This is a genomic window from Shewanella fidelis ATCC BAA-318 (assembly GCF_000518605.1).
In the GTDB taxonomy this organism is placed as follows: domain Bacteria; phylum Pseudomonadota; class Gammaproteobacteria; order Enterobacterales; family Shewanellaceae; genus Shewanella; species Shewanella fidelis.
Window position 1 is genome coordinate 224,618 of the sequence record NZ_KI912460.1, and the last position, 16,445, is coordinate 241,062.

18 protein-coding genes are annotated in these 16,445 nt (G+C 41.4%); 7 read left to right on the forward strand and 11 right to left on the reverse strand.

Features of this window, described 5'->3' with window-relative positions:
• The first annotated feature begins 82 nt into the window (after positions 1–82).
• Together L884_RS0118850 and L884_RS0118855 are read left to right on the forward strand one after the other, a co-directional pair.
• Positions 83–910, forward strand: a complete 828-nt coding sequence (locus tag L884_RS0118850; RefSeq protein WP_028768949.1) for a glucosaminidase domain-containing protein — start codon at positions 83–85, stop codon at positions 908–910.
• A complete protein-coding gene (locus L884_RS0118855) occupies positions 888–1,511 on the forward strand; it encodes a DUF2987 domain-containing protein (protein ID WP_028768950.1) in 624 nt (207 codons plus the stop codon). The genes L884_RS0118850 and L884_RS0118855 overlap by 23 nt, the downstream gene beginning before the upstream one ends.
• A 57-nt stretch (positions 1,512–1,568) precedes the next feature.
• Here L884_RS0118855 and ttcA read toward each other — a convergent pair whose 3' ends face one another.
• From ttcA to ccoN, 11 genes are all read right to left on the reverse strand, one after another.
• Positions 1,569–2,504, reverse strand: a complete 936-nt coding sequence (gene ttcA, locus L884_RS0118860; protein WP_028768951.1) for a tRNA 2-thiocytidine(32) synthetase TtcA — start codon at positions 2,502–2,504, stop codon at positions 1,569–1,571.
• 80 nt (positions 2,505–2,584) lie between these two features.
• On the reverse strand, positions 2,585–3,517 hold the full coding sequence (gene uspE, locus L884_RS0118865; protein ID WP_028768952.1) for a universal stress protein UspE: 933 nt from the start codon (positions 3,515–3,517) through the stop codon (positions 2,585–2,587).
• A gap of 91 nt (positions 3,518–3,608) precedes the next feature.
• On the reverse strand, positions 3,609–4,361 hold the full coding sequence (gene etrA / locus L884_RS0118870; protein ID WP_028768953.1) for an electron transport transcriptional regulator EtrA: 753 nt from the start codon (positions 4,359–4,361) through the stop codon (positions 3,609–3,611).
• 57 nt (positions 4,362–4,418) lie between these two features.
• Entirely contained in the window at positions 4,419–5,111 is a 693-nt protein-coding gene (locus L884_RS0118875; RefSeq protein WP_028768954.1) for a sulfite exporter TauE/SafE family protein, read from the reverse strand.
• Positions 5,111–5,356, reverse strand: a complete 246-nt coding sequence (gene ccoS / locus L884_RS0118880; protein ID WP_028768955.1) for a cbb3-type cytochrome oxidase assembly protein CcoS — start codon at positions 5,354–5,356, stop codon at positions 5,111–5,113. Before ccoS ends, L884_RS0118875 begins: the two co-directional genes overlap by 1 nt.
• The gene (locus tag L884_RS0118885; RefSeq protein ID WP_028768956.1) at positions 5,353–7,737 is read right to left on the reverse strand and encodes a heavy metal translocating P-type ATPase; all 2,385 of its coding nucleotides are present in this window, start codon (positions 7,735–7,737) and stop codon (positions 5,353–5,355) included. Before L884_RS0118885 ends, ccoS begins: the two co-directional genes overlap by 4 nt.
• A 63-nt stretch (positions 7,738–7,800) precedes the next feature.
• Entirely contained in the window at positions 7,801–8,280 is a 480-nt protein-coding gene (locus tag L884_RS0118890) for a FixH family protein (protein ID WP_028768957.1), read from the reverse strand.
• 147 nt (positions 8,281–8,427) lie between these two features.
• A complete protein-coding gene (ccoP, locus tag L884_RS0118895; RefSeq protein WP_028768958.1) occupies positions 8,428–9,384 on the reverse strand; it encodes a cytochrome-c oxidase, cbb3-type subunit III in 957 nt (318 codons plus the stop codon).
• The gene (locus L884_RS0118900; protein ID WP_028768959.1) at positions 9,384–9,560 is read right to left on the reverse strand and encodes a cbb3-type cytochrome oxidase subunit 3; all 177 of its coding nucleotides are present in this window, start codon (positions 9,558–9,560) and stop codon (positions 9,384–9,386) included. Before L884_RS0118900 ends, ccoP begins: the two co-directional genes overlap by 1 nt.
• Before the next feature lie 10 nt (positions 9,561–9,570).
• A complete protein-coding gene (gene ccoO, locus L884_RS0118905; protein ID WP_028768960.1) occupies positions 9,571–10,185 on the reverse strand; it encodes a cytochrome-c oxidase, cbb3-type subunit II in 615 nt (204 codons plus the stop codon).
• Positions 10,186–10,197: 12 nt separating this feature from the next.
• Complete coding sequence (ccoN, locus tag L884_RS0118910; protein WP_028768961.1) at positions 10,198–11,634, reverse strand: cytochrome-c oxidase, cbb3-type subunit I; 1,437 nt, start codon at positions 11,632–11,634, stop codon at positions 10,198–10,200.
• Positions 11,635–11,893: 259 nt separating this feature from the next.
• Here ccoN and L884_RS0118915 point away from each other — a divergent pair, with 259 nt between their 5' ends.
• The 5 genes from L884_RS0118915 to L884_RS0118930 all read left to right on the forward strand — a co-directional run bounded on the left by L884_RS0118915 (position 11,894) and on the right by L884_RS0118930 (position 15,464).
• On the forward strand, positions 11,894–12,358 hold the full coding sequence (locus tag L884_RS0118915) for a hypothetical protein (protein ID WP_028768962.1): 465 nt from the start codon (positions 11,894–11,896) through the stop codon (positions 12,356–12,358).
• 141 nt (positions 12,359–12,499) lie between these two features.
• Complete coding sequence (locus L884_RS22940; RefSeq protein WP_084221471.1) at positions 12,500–12,742, forward strand: hypothetical protein; 243 nt, start codon at positions 12,500–12,502, stop codon at positions 12,740–12,742.
• Positions 12,743–12,926: 184 nt separating this feature from the next.
• Positions 12,927–14,219, forward strand: a complete 1,293-nt coding sequence (locus L884_RS0118920; RefSeq protein ID WP_028768963.1) for a tyrosine-type recombinase/integrase — start codon at positions 12,927–12,929, stop codon at positions 14,217–14,219.
• A gap of 246 nt (positions 14,220–14,465) precedes the next feature.
• Positions 14,466–14,807, forward strand: coding sequence for a hypothetical protein (locus L884_RS0118925; protein WP_028768964.1), 342 nt, complete (start codon positions 14,466–14,468; stop codon positions 14,805–14,807).
• A gap of 117 nt (positions 14,808–14,924) precedes the next feature.
• Positions 14,925–15,464: a GNAT family N-acetyltransferase gene (locus L884_RS0118930; protein WP_028768965.1), complete on the forward strand. Its 540-nt coding sequence runs from the start codon at positions 14,925–14,927 to the stop codon at positions 15,462–15,464.
• The last annotated feature ends 981 nt before the right edge of the window (positions 15,465–16,445 follow it).

Genomic DNA, 16,445 nt, shown 5'->3' on the forward strand with positions numbered 1-16,445 from the left:
TTTTCTCGATGTATTATCGCGACCAGCTAGCATATAATGACTAGTGATCACGTATTGCATTCAATTTGATAAAGGAGAATGAGTGAAAACAGGCAAACTTGGTATATTTACCATTGCAATAGGTTTAGTCATTGTGGTTTTGCTATGGCTAAAAACTGTATTTATTCCATCACAAGAAAAAAATGAGCAACAATTAGGTAAAGCAGTTAAAAATATTGCAGTCGCTAATGCGGTGCCAGATTTTGCTGCGATTAAAGTGGTAAGTGATAAGAAAAAGGCGTTCTTTGACTTTTTAAGACCGTCAATTAGACACCAAAATGCCATCATTCAAGACGAACGAAATTTTTTAATAAGCATTCGCAGCCAAATCGTGAGTGATAAAAAACTCACCGAAGCTGATGAGTTTAGATTGCAGCAGATCTCTGAGAAATATCAGTACACCTTGAGAAGCTTAACGCTAGCCAATATAGATACTTTGCTTGTTCGTGTGGATGTGATCCCAGAAGAGATGGTGTTGATCCAAGCTGCTAATGAAACCGGCTGGGGTACTTCAAGGTTTGCAAGAGAGGGGCTGAACTTTTTTGGTCAATGGTGTTTTAGAAAGGGTTGTGGTTTAGTGCCGCAATCACGAACTGAGGGCTTATCCCATGAAGTTGCCTTATTTAAAACCGTTGAAGATTCAGTAGCATCATACATGCGCAACTTAAACTCTAATGCAGCTTATTCGTTATTACGCTCAATTCGAGCAGATCTAAGAGCGCAAAATAAAACCCCACGAGCACAGGATCTCGTTTACGGACTGATTAATTACTCGGAACGTCAAGAAGCTTATATAGATGAGCTACTCGAAATGCTTCGCCATAACCAACGATTTTTAGTGGATAACAATGAAAAAACAACTGCTGCTTAGCTGTATTTTATTAGGATTGACAGGTGTTAGTCAGGCCGCGCCTATATCGCTTGAATACCAAGGCTTTTACCAAAGATTAAAACAAGTAAATAAAGGTAATTATCAATTAGTAGAGTTAGCGTTCTCGGTATCTAAGGCCAACGGTTGCTTAGTTAAGAGTGGAACTATTACTACTGAAAAGGATTCCTTTCCGTTAACTATCACCAAAGATCAGCGCTTATTTTTGCCTTATGACAACCAACTTAAGTCGGATAGGGCACTAATCAACTTAGAGGTAGAGGGGAAACTTGATGCTTGCGCTATTTCAATGCAAGTGAGAGCGAAAAATACCAAGCAAGAGTATGAGCAAAGTGAATTGCTGCAGATAAGTGATGAGATGAATGCATTACTTGATCGTCTTCAAGGTTTCCCAATGCGTTACTTCGCTGCCGATATTGCTGGGTTAAATCTTGAGTTTAATGACGATGCAACGCTTTATATTGATGATAAAGTGATCCCTGTGACTGGAACTTATCGTTTGAGTATGCAACAACTCAATAGCTTAAAGGTGTTAAAGACTTCAGTTGCACCTAAGGTGATAAGTCCTTGGACAACAAAATAGCAAAAGAGTCCATAAAAAAGCCCTGCATTGCAGGGCTTTTTGTTCTTAACTGTTAATTTAGTCTGGCGTATAGGTGCTAACAACATCAATACGGCTAGCAGCATCTAAGTTAATGTGACCATTATTAGCGACATCAACAAAATCAAATGCAGGTAGATCTGACTCGGCAACATCACCGCGCATAGGCGCATCTGGGTCGCGTTTTAATGACATAAAGTCAAATTGTTCACGGTCAACACCCTGTGAAGGTGAAGTGTTCTGCATTGCTGTAAAGATGGTTTCAATACGCCCTGGGTGTTGCTTGTCCCACTGAACCAACATATCTTTAACTGCTGCACGCTTAAGGTTTTCCTGTGAGCCACACAAGTTACATGGAATAATTGGGAAACCTTTCAGGCCTGCGTATTCGGCAATATCCTTTTCACGACAATATGCCAATGGGCGGATCACCATGTTAGCGCCATCATCAGACAATAACTTAGGCGGCATAGCCTTCATTTTGCCTGCAAAAAACATATTTAAAAACATGGTTTCGATAATGTCATCGCGATGATGGCCGAGTGCAATTTTAGTTGCACCAATCTTTTGTGCAAAACCATAGAGAGTACCGCGACGCAGGCGAGAACATAGCGAACAGGTGGTTTTACCCTCAGGGATCTTATCTTTAACGATTGAATAGGTGTCTTTTTCAAGAATATGGTAAGCCACACCAAGGGTATCTAGATAAGCAGGTAAAATGTCTTCAGGGAAGCCAGGCTGCTTTTGGTCTAAGTTAACAGCGACAATCTCAAATTGGATTGGAGCACGTTTTTGAAGATTCAACAGAATATCAAGCATTGCATAGCTATCTTTACCACCCGATAGGCAGCACATCACACGATCGCCATCTTCGATCATGTTGTAATCAGCAATCGCACGACCAACTTCTGCACGTAAACGCTTTTGCAGTTTTGATTTGCGGGTAACTTGTTTTGGGGTTAATTCTTCGGACATAAAAAAACGCGCCTAGTACACAATAGTTCAGGGCGCGTATTATTCCAGCTTATGGGCTGTGGGTAAAGCTTATAAAGTAGTTATAGCTCTTCTAATGGTGATTTATAGCCATCAGGCTTTATTGCCAACAGATCACAATTAATGCTGTCTATAACATGTTCGGCAGTATTACCGATTAATGCCGCCGAGAGTCCGGTGCGACCAATGGTACCTAGAATTACCAGTTCAGCATCCAATTGCATGGCAAGATCTGGAATGACATCTTCTGGTAGTCCTTCTTTTACGTGACAGTTTTCAACTGGGATCCCGTAAGCGTTGGCTAGGTAATTGATTCGTTCTTCATGTTGTAAGCGAATGGTCTCACTGTATGTGTGAGAATCAAAGTCTGGTAGCTCTATTGCCAAGTTTACTGGCGTGCCAGGGTAGCCATTAACTAAATGAACTTGAGCGTCGAATTGCTTAGCAAGTTTAAGCGCATGAGCAACGATTTTGCCATTGAGCGATTCGTTGGCTTCATCTTCAGCACTAACGTTTACTGCACAAACAATCTTACCCGCAACCGGCCAATCGTGCTCTTTAACCAATAGCACAGGAATAGGGGCTTTACGCATGAGGTGCCAATCGGTCGGCGTGAAAATGACAGATTTGAGTTTGTCGTGCTCGTGTGTACCTTTAACGATTAAATCGAACTGATTATCTATCGCGTATTTAATGATACTTTCGAAAGGACGGTTATGCCAAACAACTTCAAGATTGATAATAACGCCATCTTTAGCATAAGGTTTGACTATGTCTTCAAGCCAAGCCTTGCGTTGGTTAACAACGCCTTCACGCATGGCTTCACGTTCTTGGCCTGACAAAATAGAGGTCATTTCATAAGAGAAATCAAAAATCGAAAGAAAGACCGTAATTTGGGCTTGGCTTTCTGATGCCAATTCAACGGCTCTCGCTAGAGCCGCTTGTTTATCTGTCGTAGGATCGACAACCACAAGGAGTTTTTGATAATCCATCATAACGGTTCCTTATCTAATATCGTCTAGTTTCATCTTGCACCAATCAGATGAATTTGTCTTGTTTTAGATCAAGCGGTTGGCCGAATAATTCCTATCTTGCGATATTGCTGTTGCCCGATAGTTCGCTTAAGGCGTCAATATCTAAAATAGTGATATATTTGCCTTTAACTTCAATTAATTCAGCTTTTTGAAAGCGGCCAAGCAAACGACTAATCGTTTCAACAGTTAGGCCTAAGTAGTTACCGATATCACCACGGGTCATTGTTAATCTGAATTCTCTTGGTGAAAAGCCACGGCTACCAAATCGTTTTGCGAGGTTACTAATAAATGCAGCTAATCTTTCCTCTGCATTCTTTTTACTAAGTAACAAAATCATCTCTTGATCACTTTGGATTTCATTACTCATCAAGCGCATGATTTGCTGTCTAAGCTTAGGCATTTTACCGGTAAGCTCATCTAAGGTTGTATAGGGAATTTCACAAACCATTGAGGTTTCTAAGGCTTGAGCGAAGCTTTGGTGAAATTGCGAGTGAATTCCATCAAAACCGATGACATCGCCAGCCAAATGGAAGCCAGTGATCTGTTCATCGCCTTGTTCAGTGATGGTGTAACTTTTAATTGTGCCAGAACGAATAGCAAACAAAGACTTAAGCGGATCACCAGATTTAAAAATTGGTTCACCCTTCTGAACGGGTTTTTTACGCTCAATGATTTCATCAAGCTGATCTAATTCATTAGAGTTCAGTGTAAACGGAATACAAAGTGTGCCCATACTGCAATCATGACAATGAATCGCGCATCCTGAAGCCATTTGGCGGCGATTCTTGTTGTTATCTGCTGACATTGTTTCTCTCAATTTTGACTGTTCACTTACTATGGTAAACTAATTTGATATTTGGGGCTAGCTAAGCTGAGCGATAGCTATGTATAAGGTTTGTACCCCAAAGGCTATCAGCGCCAGTCCGCTAATTATCCGCACGGCTTTATTTTGCACTAAACGGCTAAAACTACTGGCTGCAATGCCTGCGCTTAACAATGCGGGTAAGGTACCTATACCAAAGGCTAGCATAATCAAGGCGCCGTCAACGGCGTTACCTGCGGCCACTGACCAGGTCAACATGCTATAAACTAAACCGCAGGGTAACCAGCCCCATAAACTTCCGGCGATAAATGCATGACCACGGTTTTTGATTGGAATAAACCGATTGGCGATTGGCGAGATTAAGCGCCAAAGTCCTTTACCTAGTTTTTCAATTTGTACAACGCCAGCCCAAATTTGCGCTATATAGAGGCCGGTAATTATCATCATTACCCCAGCGAAAATACGTAAAACGAGCAAATAAATGTCAGCGTTAAACATTAAACCTAAAGCACTGGTACTGGCACCGACCAACGCGCCCGCCAAGGTGTAGCTAATAATGCGGCCACTATTGTAACTCAGTAAATAGCCCAGTTGATTCACAAGTGCATTGCCGGCTTGCTGTTTAGGCAGATTCGCTGATAAGGCACCGACCAAGCCTCCACACATGCCGATACAATGGCCTGCGCCCATTAAGCCAACGATGAGTGCGCCAACTAAGCTGTAATCATCCACTAGTTGTTACTCGTGCTGCTTGAATTGCTTTTGTTGCTATCGTTTTCAATATTTGATTTTGCTGACGGGCTAGAACTTTTGGCTCCTGCTGTGTCGCTATCGGCTTTATCATCTTCAAACAGGATTGAAACACTTTGTTTTTCAAGATCATCAAATTGATCTGATTTTACCGCCCAGAAAAAAATACCTACAGCGACTAATACAAAAATCATCGCAATTGGAATTAGCACATAAATAATACTCATAAACGAACCTTAAGAAGTCGAAGACTATTGCTAACTACGATTAATGAACTTGCAGACATACCAATTGCCGCAATATAAGGCGCAACATGGCCAGTTACTGCTAATGGAATAATAAACAAATTATATCCCAGCGCCCAAAACAAGTTCTGTTTGATAATTCGACCAGTGAGTTTGGCCACTTTGACCGCATCAGCAAAACGAGACAGATTATCGCCTAATAAAATAATGTCGGCACTATTTTTTGAAATTGCCGCGCCGCTTCCCATTGCGACAGATAGATTGGCTCCTGCAAGCACTGGGGCATCGTTAATACCATCACCAAACATGGCGACTTGGCCTTGTTGTTGAAAACGATCAATTAATTGCAGTTTACCTTGGGGCGACAGGCCTTGATGAGTATCACTGATCCCAAGGCGCTTACCCAACGCGACAACTTCTGTTGAGTTATCACCACTGGCGATACTCAACTTACAGCCAAGTTGTTTTAGTTGCTGAACCGCAAACTCAGTCTCTGGACGAACTTCATCATTCAAACTGATTTTAGCTTGTACGACATCATCGCAACTTAACCAAACTACGGTACTGGTTTCAGTATCATTGCTCTGATTAACGAATTGCTGGCTACCAAGCTTACAAAATTGACCATTGATATAGCCTGTGAGTCCTTTGCCGACAACGCTTTGGCGCTCTGTTACATGATAGCTTTTATTAAAGTAAGGGCTAAACGCCTTTGCTATTGGATGCAAAGAACCAGCTTCTAACGCTGCGATATAAGTTAACGCTTGTTGCTTTGTGAGTTCACCAGTCAGTTCAATATCGGTAATTGACAAGCTACCAAGTGTTAACGTACCAGTTTTATCAAATACAACATGCTCAATTTTAGGTAAACGTTCAAAAACACCGCTGCGGCGAGTAATAATACCTAAGCGCGTCATAATTGCAGTACCACAGGTAACCGCTGTCGGTGTGGCAAGCGCAAGTGCACAAGGGCAGGTCGCAACTAATACTGATAGGGTGATCCAAAATGCGTCTTCTGGAGAATAAAAATACCAAAATAGGTAGGTCAGTGTCGCGATAAGCAAAATCGCTGCAGTAAAGTAGTTAGAAAACCTGTCCGCATATAAGGCGATTTTAGGCTTATTGTTAGATGCAATCTCTTGCAAGCGGATAATTTCTGCTACGAGCTGATCTTGGCCTAACGCAGTGACCTTAACTAATATAGGTTGTTCAATATTAATGGTGCCAGCAAACACTTGCGCATTTAATTCTTTTGCAAGTGGCATTTGTTCACCAGTTAACATGGCTTCGTTGACAGCACTAACACCTTCGACCACGACACCATCGGCAGCAATAACTTCGCCTGGCTTAACTAAGATGACGTCACCAATGGCTAAACGTTTGGCCGGCACTTCCTCAAAGCCATCGTTAGTTTGTAACTGCGCAGTTAATGGCACGAGTTTATGCAGATTACTCGAGCTTACAGAAGCTTTTTGACGGGCATTTTGCTCAAAGAAACGGCCAAGTAATAAAAAGAAAGTGAACATCGACACGGATTCGAAATACACTTCACCTGTGCCGTTTATGGTTTCAATGCAGCTTGCGATATACGCGCCACAAATGGCAATGCTTACTGAAACATCCATATTCAGCCTGCCCATTAACATTGAGCGCACTGCGCTAAAGTAAAATGGTTGCGCTGAATAGAATACGACTGGGGCGGCAAACAACATGCTTACCCAACGAAAATAGTCGCGGTATTCAAGATCTAAATCGGTAAAATAACCAGAGTAGAGGGCGAGGGCGAACATCATCACTTGCATGGTGGCAAAACCAGCAAGCCCGAGCCTTAAGAGAAATTTGCGGCTGTCTTTTTTACTTTTCGTTTCTTGCTCATCAACCTGAAACGGCGCGGCTTGATAGCCAATAAGACTAATCTGGTTAAGGATTTCACTGAGCTTTATTTTTTCGCTATCCCAAGCAATCAATGCTCGCTGGGTCGTGGAGTTAACTTGGATTTTGGCAACACCATTAAGCTTTTTAATTTTATGTTCTATTAGCCATGCACAGGCTGCACAGGTGATGCCATCAACCGTGAGAGACACTTCGCTTAAGGCATCGCGAAGTTGAATGAAATCTTGTTGTACTTCTGGCAGATCATAGGCGCTAAAGTTAGATAACTCTTCTGGCACGAGCGCGGTTTGCTTACTACCAGGCTCAGTACGGAATTTGTAATAGTTAGTAAGCCCAGCATCGATAATTGCTTGTGAAACAGCTTGGCAGCCTGGGCAACACATTAACTGCTCGACATCATTAATACGGGTGGTGAATTGCTGTCCTGTTAGCACAGGTTCATTACAATGAAAGCAGTTTGCTTGACTCATGAAATGTGATTCTTTTTAAGATGTAAACCCGCTGCCAAAACAGCGGGCTAGGGCATAAGTAGATTAGTTTAACCAGTACTCTTGATCGTCTTTTAAGGTAACGCGCTGTTGAATACGCCAAGTTTGATCATAACCTTCAATACGCACTTCCCAAGGGCCTGAAATTGGCTGCTCTAAATCAATTCGGTAGATCCCGTTAGCGTCAGCGGTAACGATTTGTGAAAAGTCGCGCTCGGCTAATGTTGGGTGGAAAAAGCTAATACTTAAAGCGGCAAGGTAAGTGTCTCCGCCATGTTGTGAGATCTCTACATACTTATCATCAAACTCAAGTAGATAATTCATACCCAACTGTTTGGCTTGTTTTATCTTACGTAGATCGATGTTAATGCCTTTACCTTCTTTATAGTAGTCTTCTGTGACTAATGGATCTTGGTTATCGATGGCAACCATCAATAAGTTTATACTCGCAACGACGGCACATAACGGCAAAATGATAAGAAACCAAGGCCAAAACTGCTTATACCAGGGTTGTGGAGTAGACATTATTTACCACCTTTACTTATTAAAATAATTATTAAACTCTGGGAAAACAAACATCATTTTACCCATAAAAGTGTGAGTTATCACTTAAAAAAAAGGCCTCGTTTGTGACGAGGCCTTTATATTACACTCGGTGTTAACCTTATGTGATTACTTGTTAGACAAGCTGTATACGTAAGCTGTAATTACGTGAACTTTTTCTTCACCTAATACATCTTTCCATGCAGGCATAACGCCTGTACGACCATTCTTAATTGATTGAATGATGGCACCACGGCTACCGCCATATACCCATGCATTATCAGTTAAGTTTGGTGCACCCATAAACTTGTTACCAGTACCGTCCATACCATGACAAGCGAAACAGCCTTTCATGAATGAACCTTGGCCTTGTGCCGCTAGTGCAGCATCATGCTCACGGCCTGATAGCTTAACTACATATTCAGCTAAACCTTCAAGTTCGGTGTCTTCGATTGGTAAACCACCTTTAGGTGGCATCATACCGTGACGACCGTTCATGATAGATGTCTTGATAGTAGCTAAGTCACCACCGTATAACCAAGCATCATCAGTTAGGTTAGGGAAGCCTTTGCTACCACGTGCGTCACTACCATGACACATAGCACAGTTTTGTAGGAATAAACGACCGCCAACTTTCAGCGCTTCTTCATTCTTAACTAGCTCTTCAAGCGGTGTATCAGCATAAGCCTTAAAGATAGGGCCATACTTTTCATCCGCATGTTTTACTTCTTGGTCGTACTGTACCCAGCGACCTTCAGCTTGTGCGTCGATAACTGCTTGCTTTGACTCTTCAATTGTACGAACGCTTTGGTTTGAGCTCGTCCAACCTAAAAAGCCTTTAAAACTACCCAGACCTGGGTAAAGTGCTAAATATATAACACTGAAAATGATAGTAATGTAGAACATGTAACTCCACCATTTTGGCAGTGGGTTATTTAGTTCTTCAATACCGTCAAAGGTGTGACCCATTGACTCGCCTTCTTCTACTCCAGTGTTGTTCTTAGAACAAGCACGTAGTAGAACAATACAGCCAATGATTACCACTACCGTAAGTACGATAATCCATAAACTCCAGAAGTCACTCATCACTTTTTGTCTCCTGAGCCGTTCGATGCAGAACTCATTTCCTCATCAGAGAAAACCAAGTTAGCAGCATCGTCAAATTGCTTTTTTCGGCTCGAGCTATATGCCCAAGCAAATATACCGACGAAGGTCACCATTACTACTATGGTTATCACTCCACGTAATGTGCCGTAATCCATATTTGCCTCCTTATTTAAGCGCGTGGCCTAGTGATTGTAGATAAGCAATCAAAGCTTCAAGCTCTGTCTTATCTTTCACTGCGTCTTTAGCGCCAGCAATCTCTTCATCCGTGTACAAGTTGTGTGTTGGGTGAAGCTTACGCAAGATATCCATCTTCTCACCGGTTAGATCACCAGTCAGTTTGTTTTCAGCTAACCAAGGATATGCAGGCATATTTGATTGTGGAACAACAGCACGTGGGTCAATTAAGTGAACCTCATGCCATTTATCGCTATAACGACCACCAACGCGAGCTAAATCTGGACCAGTACGCTTAGAACCCCACTGGAATGGGTGATCCCAAACTGATTCACCAGCTACAGAGTAGTGACCGTAACGCTCAGTTTCAGCACGTAAAGGACGGATCATTTGGCTGTGACAGTTATAACAACCTTCACGAACGTAGATGTCACGACCTTCAATCTGTAGCGCTGTATAAGGGATTTGGCCTTCTAGCGGTTCAGTTGTGTCTTCTTGGAAAAGTAGGGGCGTAATCTCAACCAAGCTACCAAAGCTGATTGCGATAACAGTAAAGATCCCTAATAGACCGATGTTTTTTTCAACTATCTCATGATTAAATTTCATCGAATCTACTCCTTAAGCTGCTTTTGCTTCAGCAATTGCTGGCAAAGAATCTTTAGGGGCCTTAACAGTACGGATTACGTTGTATGCCATTAAGAACATACCTGCAAGGAAGAATGCACCACCTAGGAAACGAACAAAGTAGAACGGGTAAGATGCTTCTAAGCTTTCAACGAAGCTGTAAGTCAATGTACCGTCAGAGTTAACTGCGCGCCACATTAGACCCTGCATAACACCAGAGATCCACATTGAAACGATATATAGAACAGTACCGATTGTTGCCAACCAGAAGTGAACATTAATTAGGTTTGTGCTGTACATACGACCGTGGCCGAACAGTACTGGGATCAAGTGGTATAGTGAACCGATTGATACCATAGCAACCCAGCCCAATGCACCAGAGTGAACGTGACCTACCGTCCAGTCAGTGTAGTGAGACAATGCGTTAACTGTTTTAATTGCCATCATTGGGCCTTCGAAGGTAGACATACCGTAGAAAGACAATGAAACAACTAAGAAACGAAGGATAGGGTCGGTACGTAGCTTATGCCAAGCGCCTGATAGGGTCATAATACCGTTAATCATACCACCCCAAGAAGGAGCGAATAGAATTAGCGACATTACCATACCAAGTGACTGAGTCCAGTCTGGTAGTGCAGTGTAGTGTAGGTGGTGAGGACCAGCCCAAATGTACAGTGCGATAAGAGCCCAGAAGTGAACAATAGAAAGACGGTACGAATAAACAGGGCGACCAGCTTGCTTAGGTACGAAGTAGTACATCATACCAAGGAAACCAGCTGTTAGCAGGAAGCCAACTGCGTTGTGACCATACCACCATTGCACCATGGCATCGACAGCACCACTATATAGTGAGTAAGACTTGGTCATGGTTAGCGGTACAGCCATAGAGTTAACTATGTGAAGTACAGCAACGGTGATGATAAAGGCACCAAAGAACCAGTTAGCCACATAAATGTGGGAGGTGGTTCGTTTCACGATAGTGCCGAAGAACACTACTGCATAGGAAACCCACACAACAGTAATGGCGATATCAATTGGCCACTCTAGTTCAGCGTATTCTTTACCACTGGTAATACCAAGCGGTAAGCTGATAGCTGCCGATAGAATGATGGCTTGCCAACCCCAAAACGTAAATGCAGCTAATTTAGGTGCAAATAGTCGAGTTTGACAGGTGCGTTGAACGATATAATAGGATGTGGCGAAAAGGGCTGAAGTACCAAACGCGAAAATCACGGCGTTCGTATGTAGTGGTCGTAGACGACTATACGTTAACCAAGGAGTTTCAAAGTTTAGCTGCGGCCAGATTAACTGAGCTGCGATTAGTACACCTACTGCCATACCAACAATTCCCCACAAAACTGTGGTTAACGCGAATTGGCGTACGACGGTGTAGTTGTAATCAGCGCCTTGAGGCTGGGAATGGTTCATCATATTGCTTCCACTGCTTATTACTTATACTTATTGTTGTAGAGAAAAACTCTACCCGATTAAATGACAACTAATGCAAGCCTCCTATCGGAAACAAGGGTTGGCTGTCAATATGTAACCTTGCATTTATTGAAGTAACGCAAGGCAACGCCATGATACTTGAGCTACATCAAAAAAGATAGGAATTAAGGGGTTTGATAAGTTGATCTAGATCAAGGTAATCAATAGAATGTTAAAACTAATGATGTAAAGGTTAATTATCGTGCAAGTTACTCACAATTCAGCAGTATTGCGCTTTGTTACTGCAAGTGTTTTTGGCTTATTGCTACTAGGCTGTGAGCCCAATAACGAATCTATCACAGTGACACAGCCCGAAGATCCTACGCTTTGCAGTTTTAAAACTGACGTTTGCGCTAAAACTGTTGCTGATGTTGAAATCCAGTTAAGTCTAAACCCTTGGCAAGCCCCAAGCGAAAAGCCATTGACCATGTTTGTTACTACATCAAAATCAGTGACAGACTTAAAAGTGAAGTTGCAAGGTAGAGACATGTTTATGGGGGTTATTCCGGTAAATTTAGCTCAAACTGATAAAACACACTATCAAGGAGAGTTCGTATACGGTTCTTGTAGCAGTGGTTATATGGTTTGGAGCGCAATTGTGAGCTTCACAATTGATGATAAAGAGTTGTTTACTACTTTTGATTTCCTTGCCGATAATCCGGGTTAACACACGATAAATGCTAATATAAGCGCACAGTTAGTCAGATTTCTAAAAGGGGATAGGCAATTCTATAAAAGAGTTGTTGATAATCATTATCATTTAGGTATATTAAGCTTAACTCGTTCTTAATGCCTTGGAGCTAACGTTATGGAAACTTCAACTCGACGATTAAATATTAGTATCCCTGAAGATAAAATCGCCCAGTTGATCCAACAAGGGCTGCTTTGCGCCGCTGACTTTAAATGCTTAGATACAGAAACCAAACAAGCCGTATGGCAGCTTTGTCTTTGGAGCTGTGAAAAACGCATTCATTGTGATAAGCAATGTCAGGAACACTGCAAATCAAAATGTAGTGGATCGTTAAATATTCTGACTTCTAAGGTTGTATAAGGCTCACTAGCGACATTGATTAGTAGGCAATATTAATTACTCCAAGCTAGTTCATACGCGTACAAAAGTGCTTTTGCTTCCCCCCCTAAAGTGAAAGCACATTATTGAAATTGTTTTAAAAATTCCTGATTATCGCCAATCAGTATAAAATACTGCTATAGCTTATCTAATTTGACGGCGTTTTATGCAACTACCACCTGTTATCCCGCTTTTTGACTCTATCGACTTTATTCAACTAGGCAACCCATTGGTTAACCAGCATATTACTCAGTTAAGTTTAACTAAACTTGATGAAGCCGGCTTAGTTTTCGAGTTAGCAACAGACTGGTTGTTTGAACAAAAATACAATGAGAACAACTACAAAGCTTACCGGAGTGAATTGACGACCTTTTTGCACTGGTGCTTTGACGTAGTCGGGTTAAATGTCAGTGGAATTGGCCGCAAAGAGATTGGCCTATATGTAGATTATTGCCAGCAACCGCCAACCAAACTTATCGGTTACTTCAATGTAGCGCAGTTTAAGCTCGATAAGCATACAGGTGACAGAGTACCCAACCCGACTTGGTTACCGTTTAGAGGCAATAAAAAAGACGGCCAAGTAACGCCTTATGTATTAAGTGAAAGTGCGCTTAAAACAAAAATTGCGATCTTATCGAGTTTCTTCAGTTATTTAATGAGTGAAGATTATTGCGAGAAAAACCCCGCACAAATGTGGCTAAATAAAAGTCGTTTTTCTTCAAGCAAAAAATATCGCTTAAATAGTGACGATGACAATCAACTGGCTTTTACCGAACTGCAATGGTCTTACATTATGGCAACCGTTGAAAAGCTAGCTAAAGAACAGCCGGAACTGCACCAACGCAGCCTATTTTTAATCAAACTCATTTATTCATGTTACTTACGGGTTTCTGAAGTGTCGGCAAGGGCGGGGTATACACCGGTTATGAGCCAATTTAAGCACAACAGTCAAACCGGTATTTGGCGATTCCATATCCCTAAAAGTAAAGGTGGCAAGAGTCGAAGTGTGGCGATCTCTAAAGCATTATTAGCAGCACTCGTAGATTACCGACGCTACTTAAAGCTAAGTGATTATCCGTCAGCCTCTGAGCAGCATCCGTTAATCGTAAGGCAAAAAGCAGCCGGACGGGGCCGCGATGTAGGTATGCTAAACGCCAATCTTGGCATTCGTCAAATCCGCGAAGAAGTTGACAAAATCATTGAAATTGCTGCTAACAGTATCGAACGTGACGGCTTTGTGAGTGATGCTGAGCAAATGCGTAGCTTAAGTATTCATAATATTCGCCACACAGGCATCACCCATGACATCAATATTAATGGCAGACCACTATCGCATGTTCAAGCCGATGCAGGCCACGAAAGTATCGATACCACCTCGCAATATTTGCATACCTCGCAAATAGAGCGCCATGAAAGTGCACAGAATAAATCGTTTGATAGGTTGCAGGGAATTGACTAGTTACTTATATAAACAGCGATAAATCGATACCAATAGTAGTATGTCTATGCGCTGTAAAAGACTGTGTCGGAGCAATAGCACAATAGATCAATTTACAGTTTGAAGTAATTTAGGCGCTATTGTCACGCACTATTGTCAGCTTAACTGCTTTACATCAATGATGTTACATTGTTAATTTTCCACTCAGTCAATCGAGCGTAGGCATTTGTCTAAGAAGCATAATAATAACAATAGGTCTCAGCAAATATGGCTTTTGAAAGGATCCAAAAACAAACTCATACAATTGCAGAGCAAACGGTAGTGGTCTCCTATGACCGCTTTACAACACGTTTTGAGATAAAGAACAAACAAGAGGTGATATTCTCTTCTTTAGTGCTATCTCCTATAAAAACATCAAATATAGTTATTAATAAACAACAGTTTACACTAAAAATATTGTGGTTTTTTTTGTGGCAATCACAATTGCTCAGTAGCAAAGGTATTGTGGTGCAGGAATTACTTGAGCGCCGCCGCAGAAAATCGATCAGCCTGCTAGTTTATTTTATGTTGATCATCAGCGTTAAAGTAGGCTTGGGTTTAATGGCATAACACTAATTAGATAAAGCAAACTGCTTAAAATCAGGCTGATTATTGCCGTAAAATAAACTAACTAATAAAAAAGACGTCTGCTCCCTCTGTGGGGAAAGGGTTTGGAAAGGGGGCTATATGGAAATAAGACAAGCAACGCAAAAGGATTTAACAAGTTTCTTCAGTTATTTAAATGATCATTTGTCAGACAATGGTGTCGGCGATACCCATCTTTTTCAGCCGATGTCTAAAACCGAATCATCAGTGAATGAAGCAATGAAGGCTCGCTTTGCTGATGGCATTAACGTTGAATTATTTCAGCTTGGTTGGCGACGTCTTTGGCTGGCTTTAGACGATAACAACAAGATAGTAGGGCACATTGATATCAGATCCCATGCTGAAAGGCACACACAACATAGAGTATTACTGGGTATGGGGGTTGACCGTTGTGTTCGTAAACAAGGACTCGGCAAGCAATTAATCAATACCATGCTAGAGTGGGTCGCTAATCAACCCGTAATTGAGTTTGTTGATCTATGGGTATTGTCAAATAACCTGGCAGCGCAAAAGTTATATTTAAGTACTGGCTTTGAAAAGTGTGGCGAGATCAAAGACATGTTTCGAATAGACGGTAAGTCATTGTCTTATACTGTTATGTCGAGACCTGTGGCTATATAAAGAGGTTGGTGAAAGAAAATAGAGTAGGGAGTTTGAGTCGCATTTAACCTGATATTGGATGTTGTTTGCTCATTTTACGATTAAAACGACCAACAGTGCGGTAAGACTTTGAGACGCTTTAAAATGAAGAATCACTTTAAGCTTCTGTCGTATATAGTTTTTTGTGCGTCATTGAAACTTGGGCGATATATAGTAGGGCGTATACCTGAGACATCTCTGTTGCTAAAAACCTAACAGAGAAGGTGCAAAACCAGAGGCTAACCACACAGCCTTTGAACGAATTAAGATTGATATCCATTACACATGCAGAGCATTACTAAAGCTTTGGCTTATCGCTAACTAGCACTTAAAGGCCGTTAAATATCTAACTTTATTAGTAACCTAATTATCGTTCGCCAAAGCTAACATTATTGCTGAGGTAGTTTGAATCTGTTTTACGAGTCGTTTTTTGTGATCAGTTAATGCCGATAAGTGACATTATCGGCAATTGGTTAAAAAGGGCTTTTTCAGTCCATCTGTTGCTGACTTTATCGTTTTGTTATTCACCTTGTAAGCTAATCAATAAGTTATTTTATAGGCTTGAATTTGTGCAATTATCTTTGTGTAACCTAAAACAATGACAGGCAAATACGCCATGCAATAGCATGCTTACAAGAGATTATGAGACTGAGCACTTCAGATTCCTGTGTACTGAAGGACATAGCTTTAGGCGAATACTTTTACGCGATTTGCACTCTAAACATAAGCGATAATTTATCGCAAATCTGCAACGGTTTACTAGGTTAACTTAGTTGGAAAGGCTTAAATTACACCGGTTGTTACTATCTAAGTTTTGTTGAACGATTGCACTTGTGACTTATGTCACTTAGATAGCTTTATGCTTGATTTATGAAAACGTTGTTTTGAGCTAGTCGATTATCGCTTACTTTGATTTTTCGGCTCTCAATACTCGATTTTTAGCAAAGACAAATTAAGCTAGTT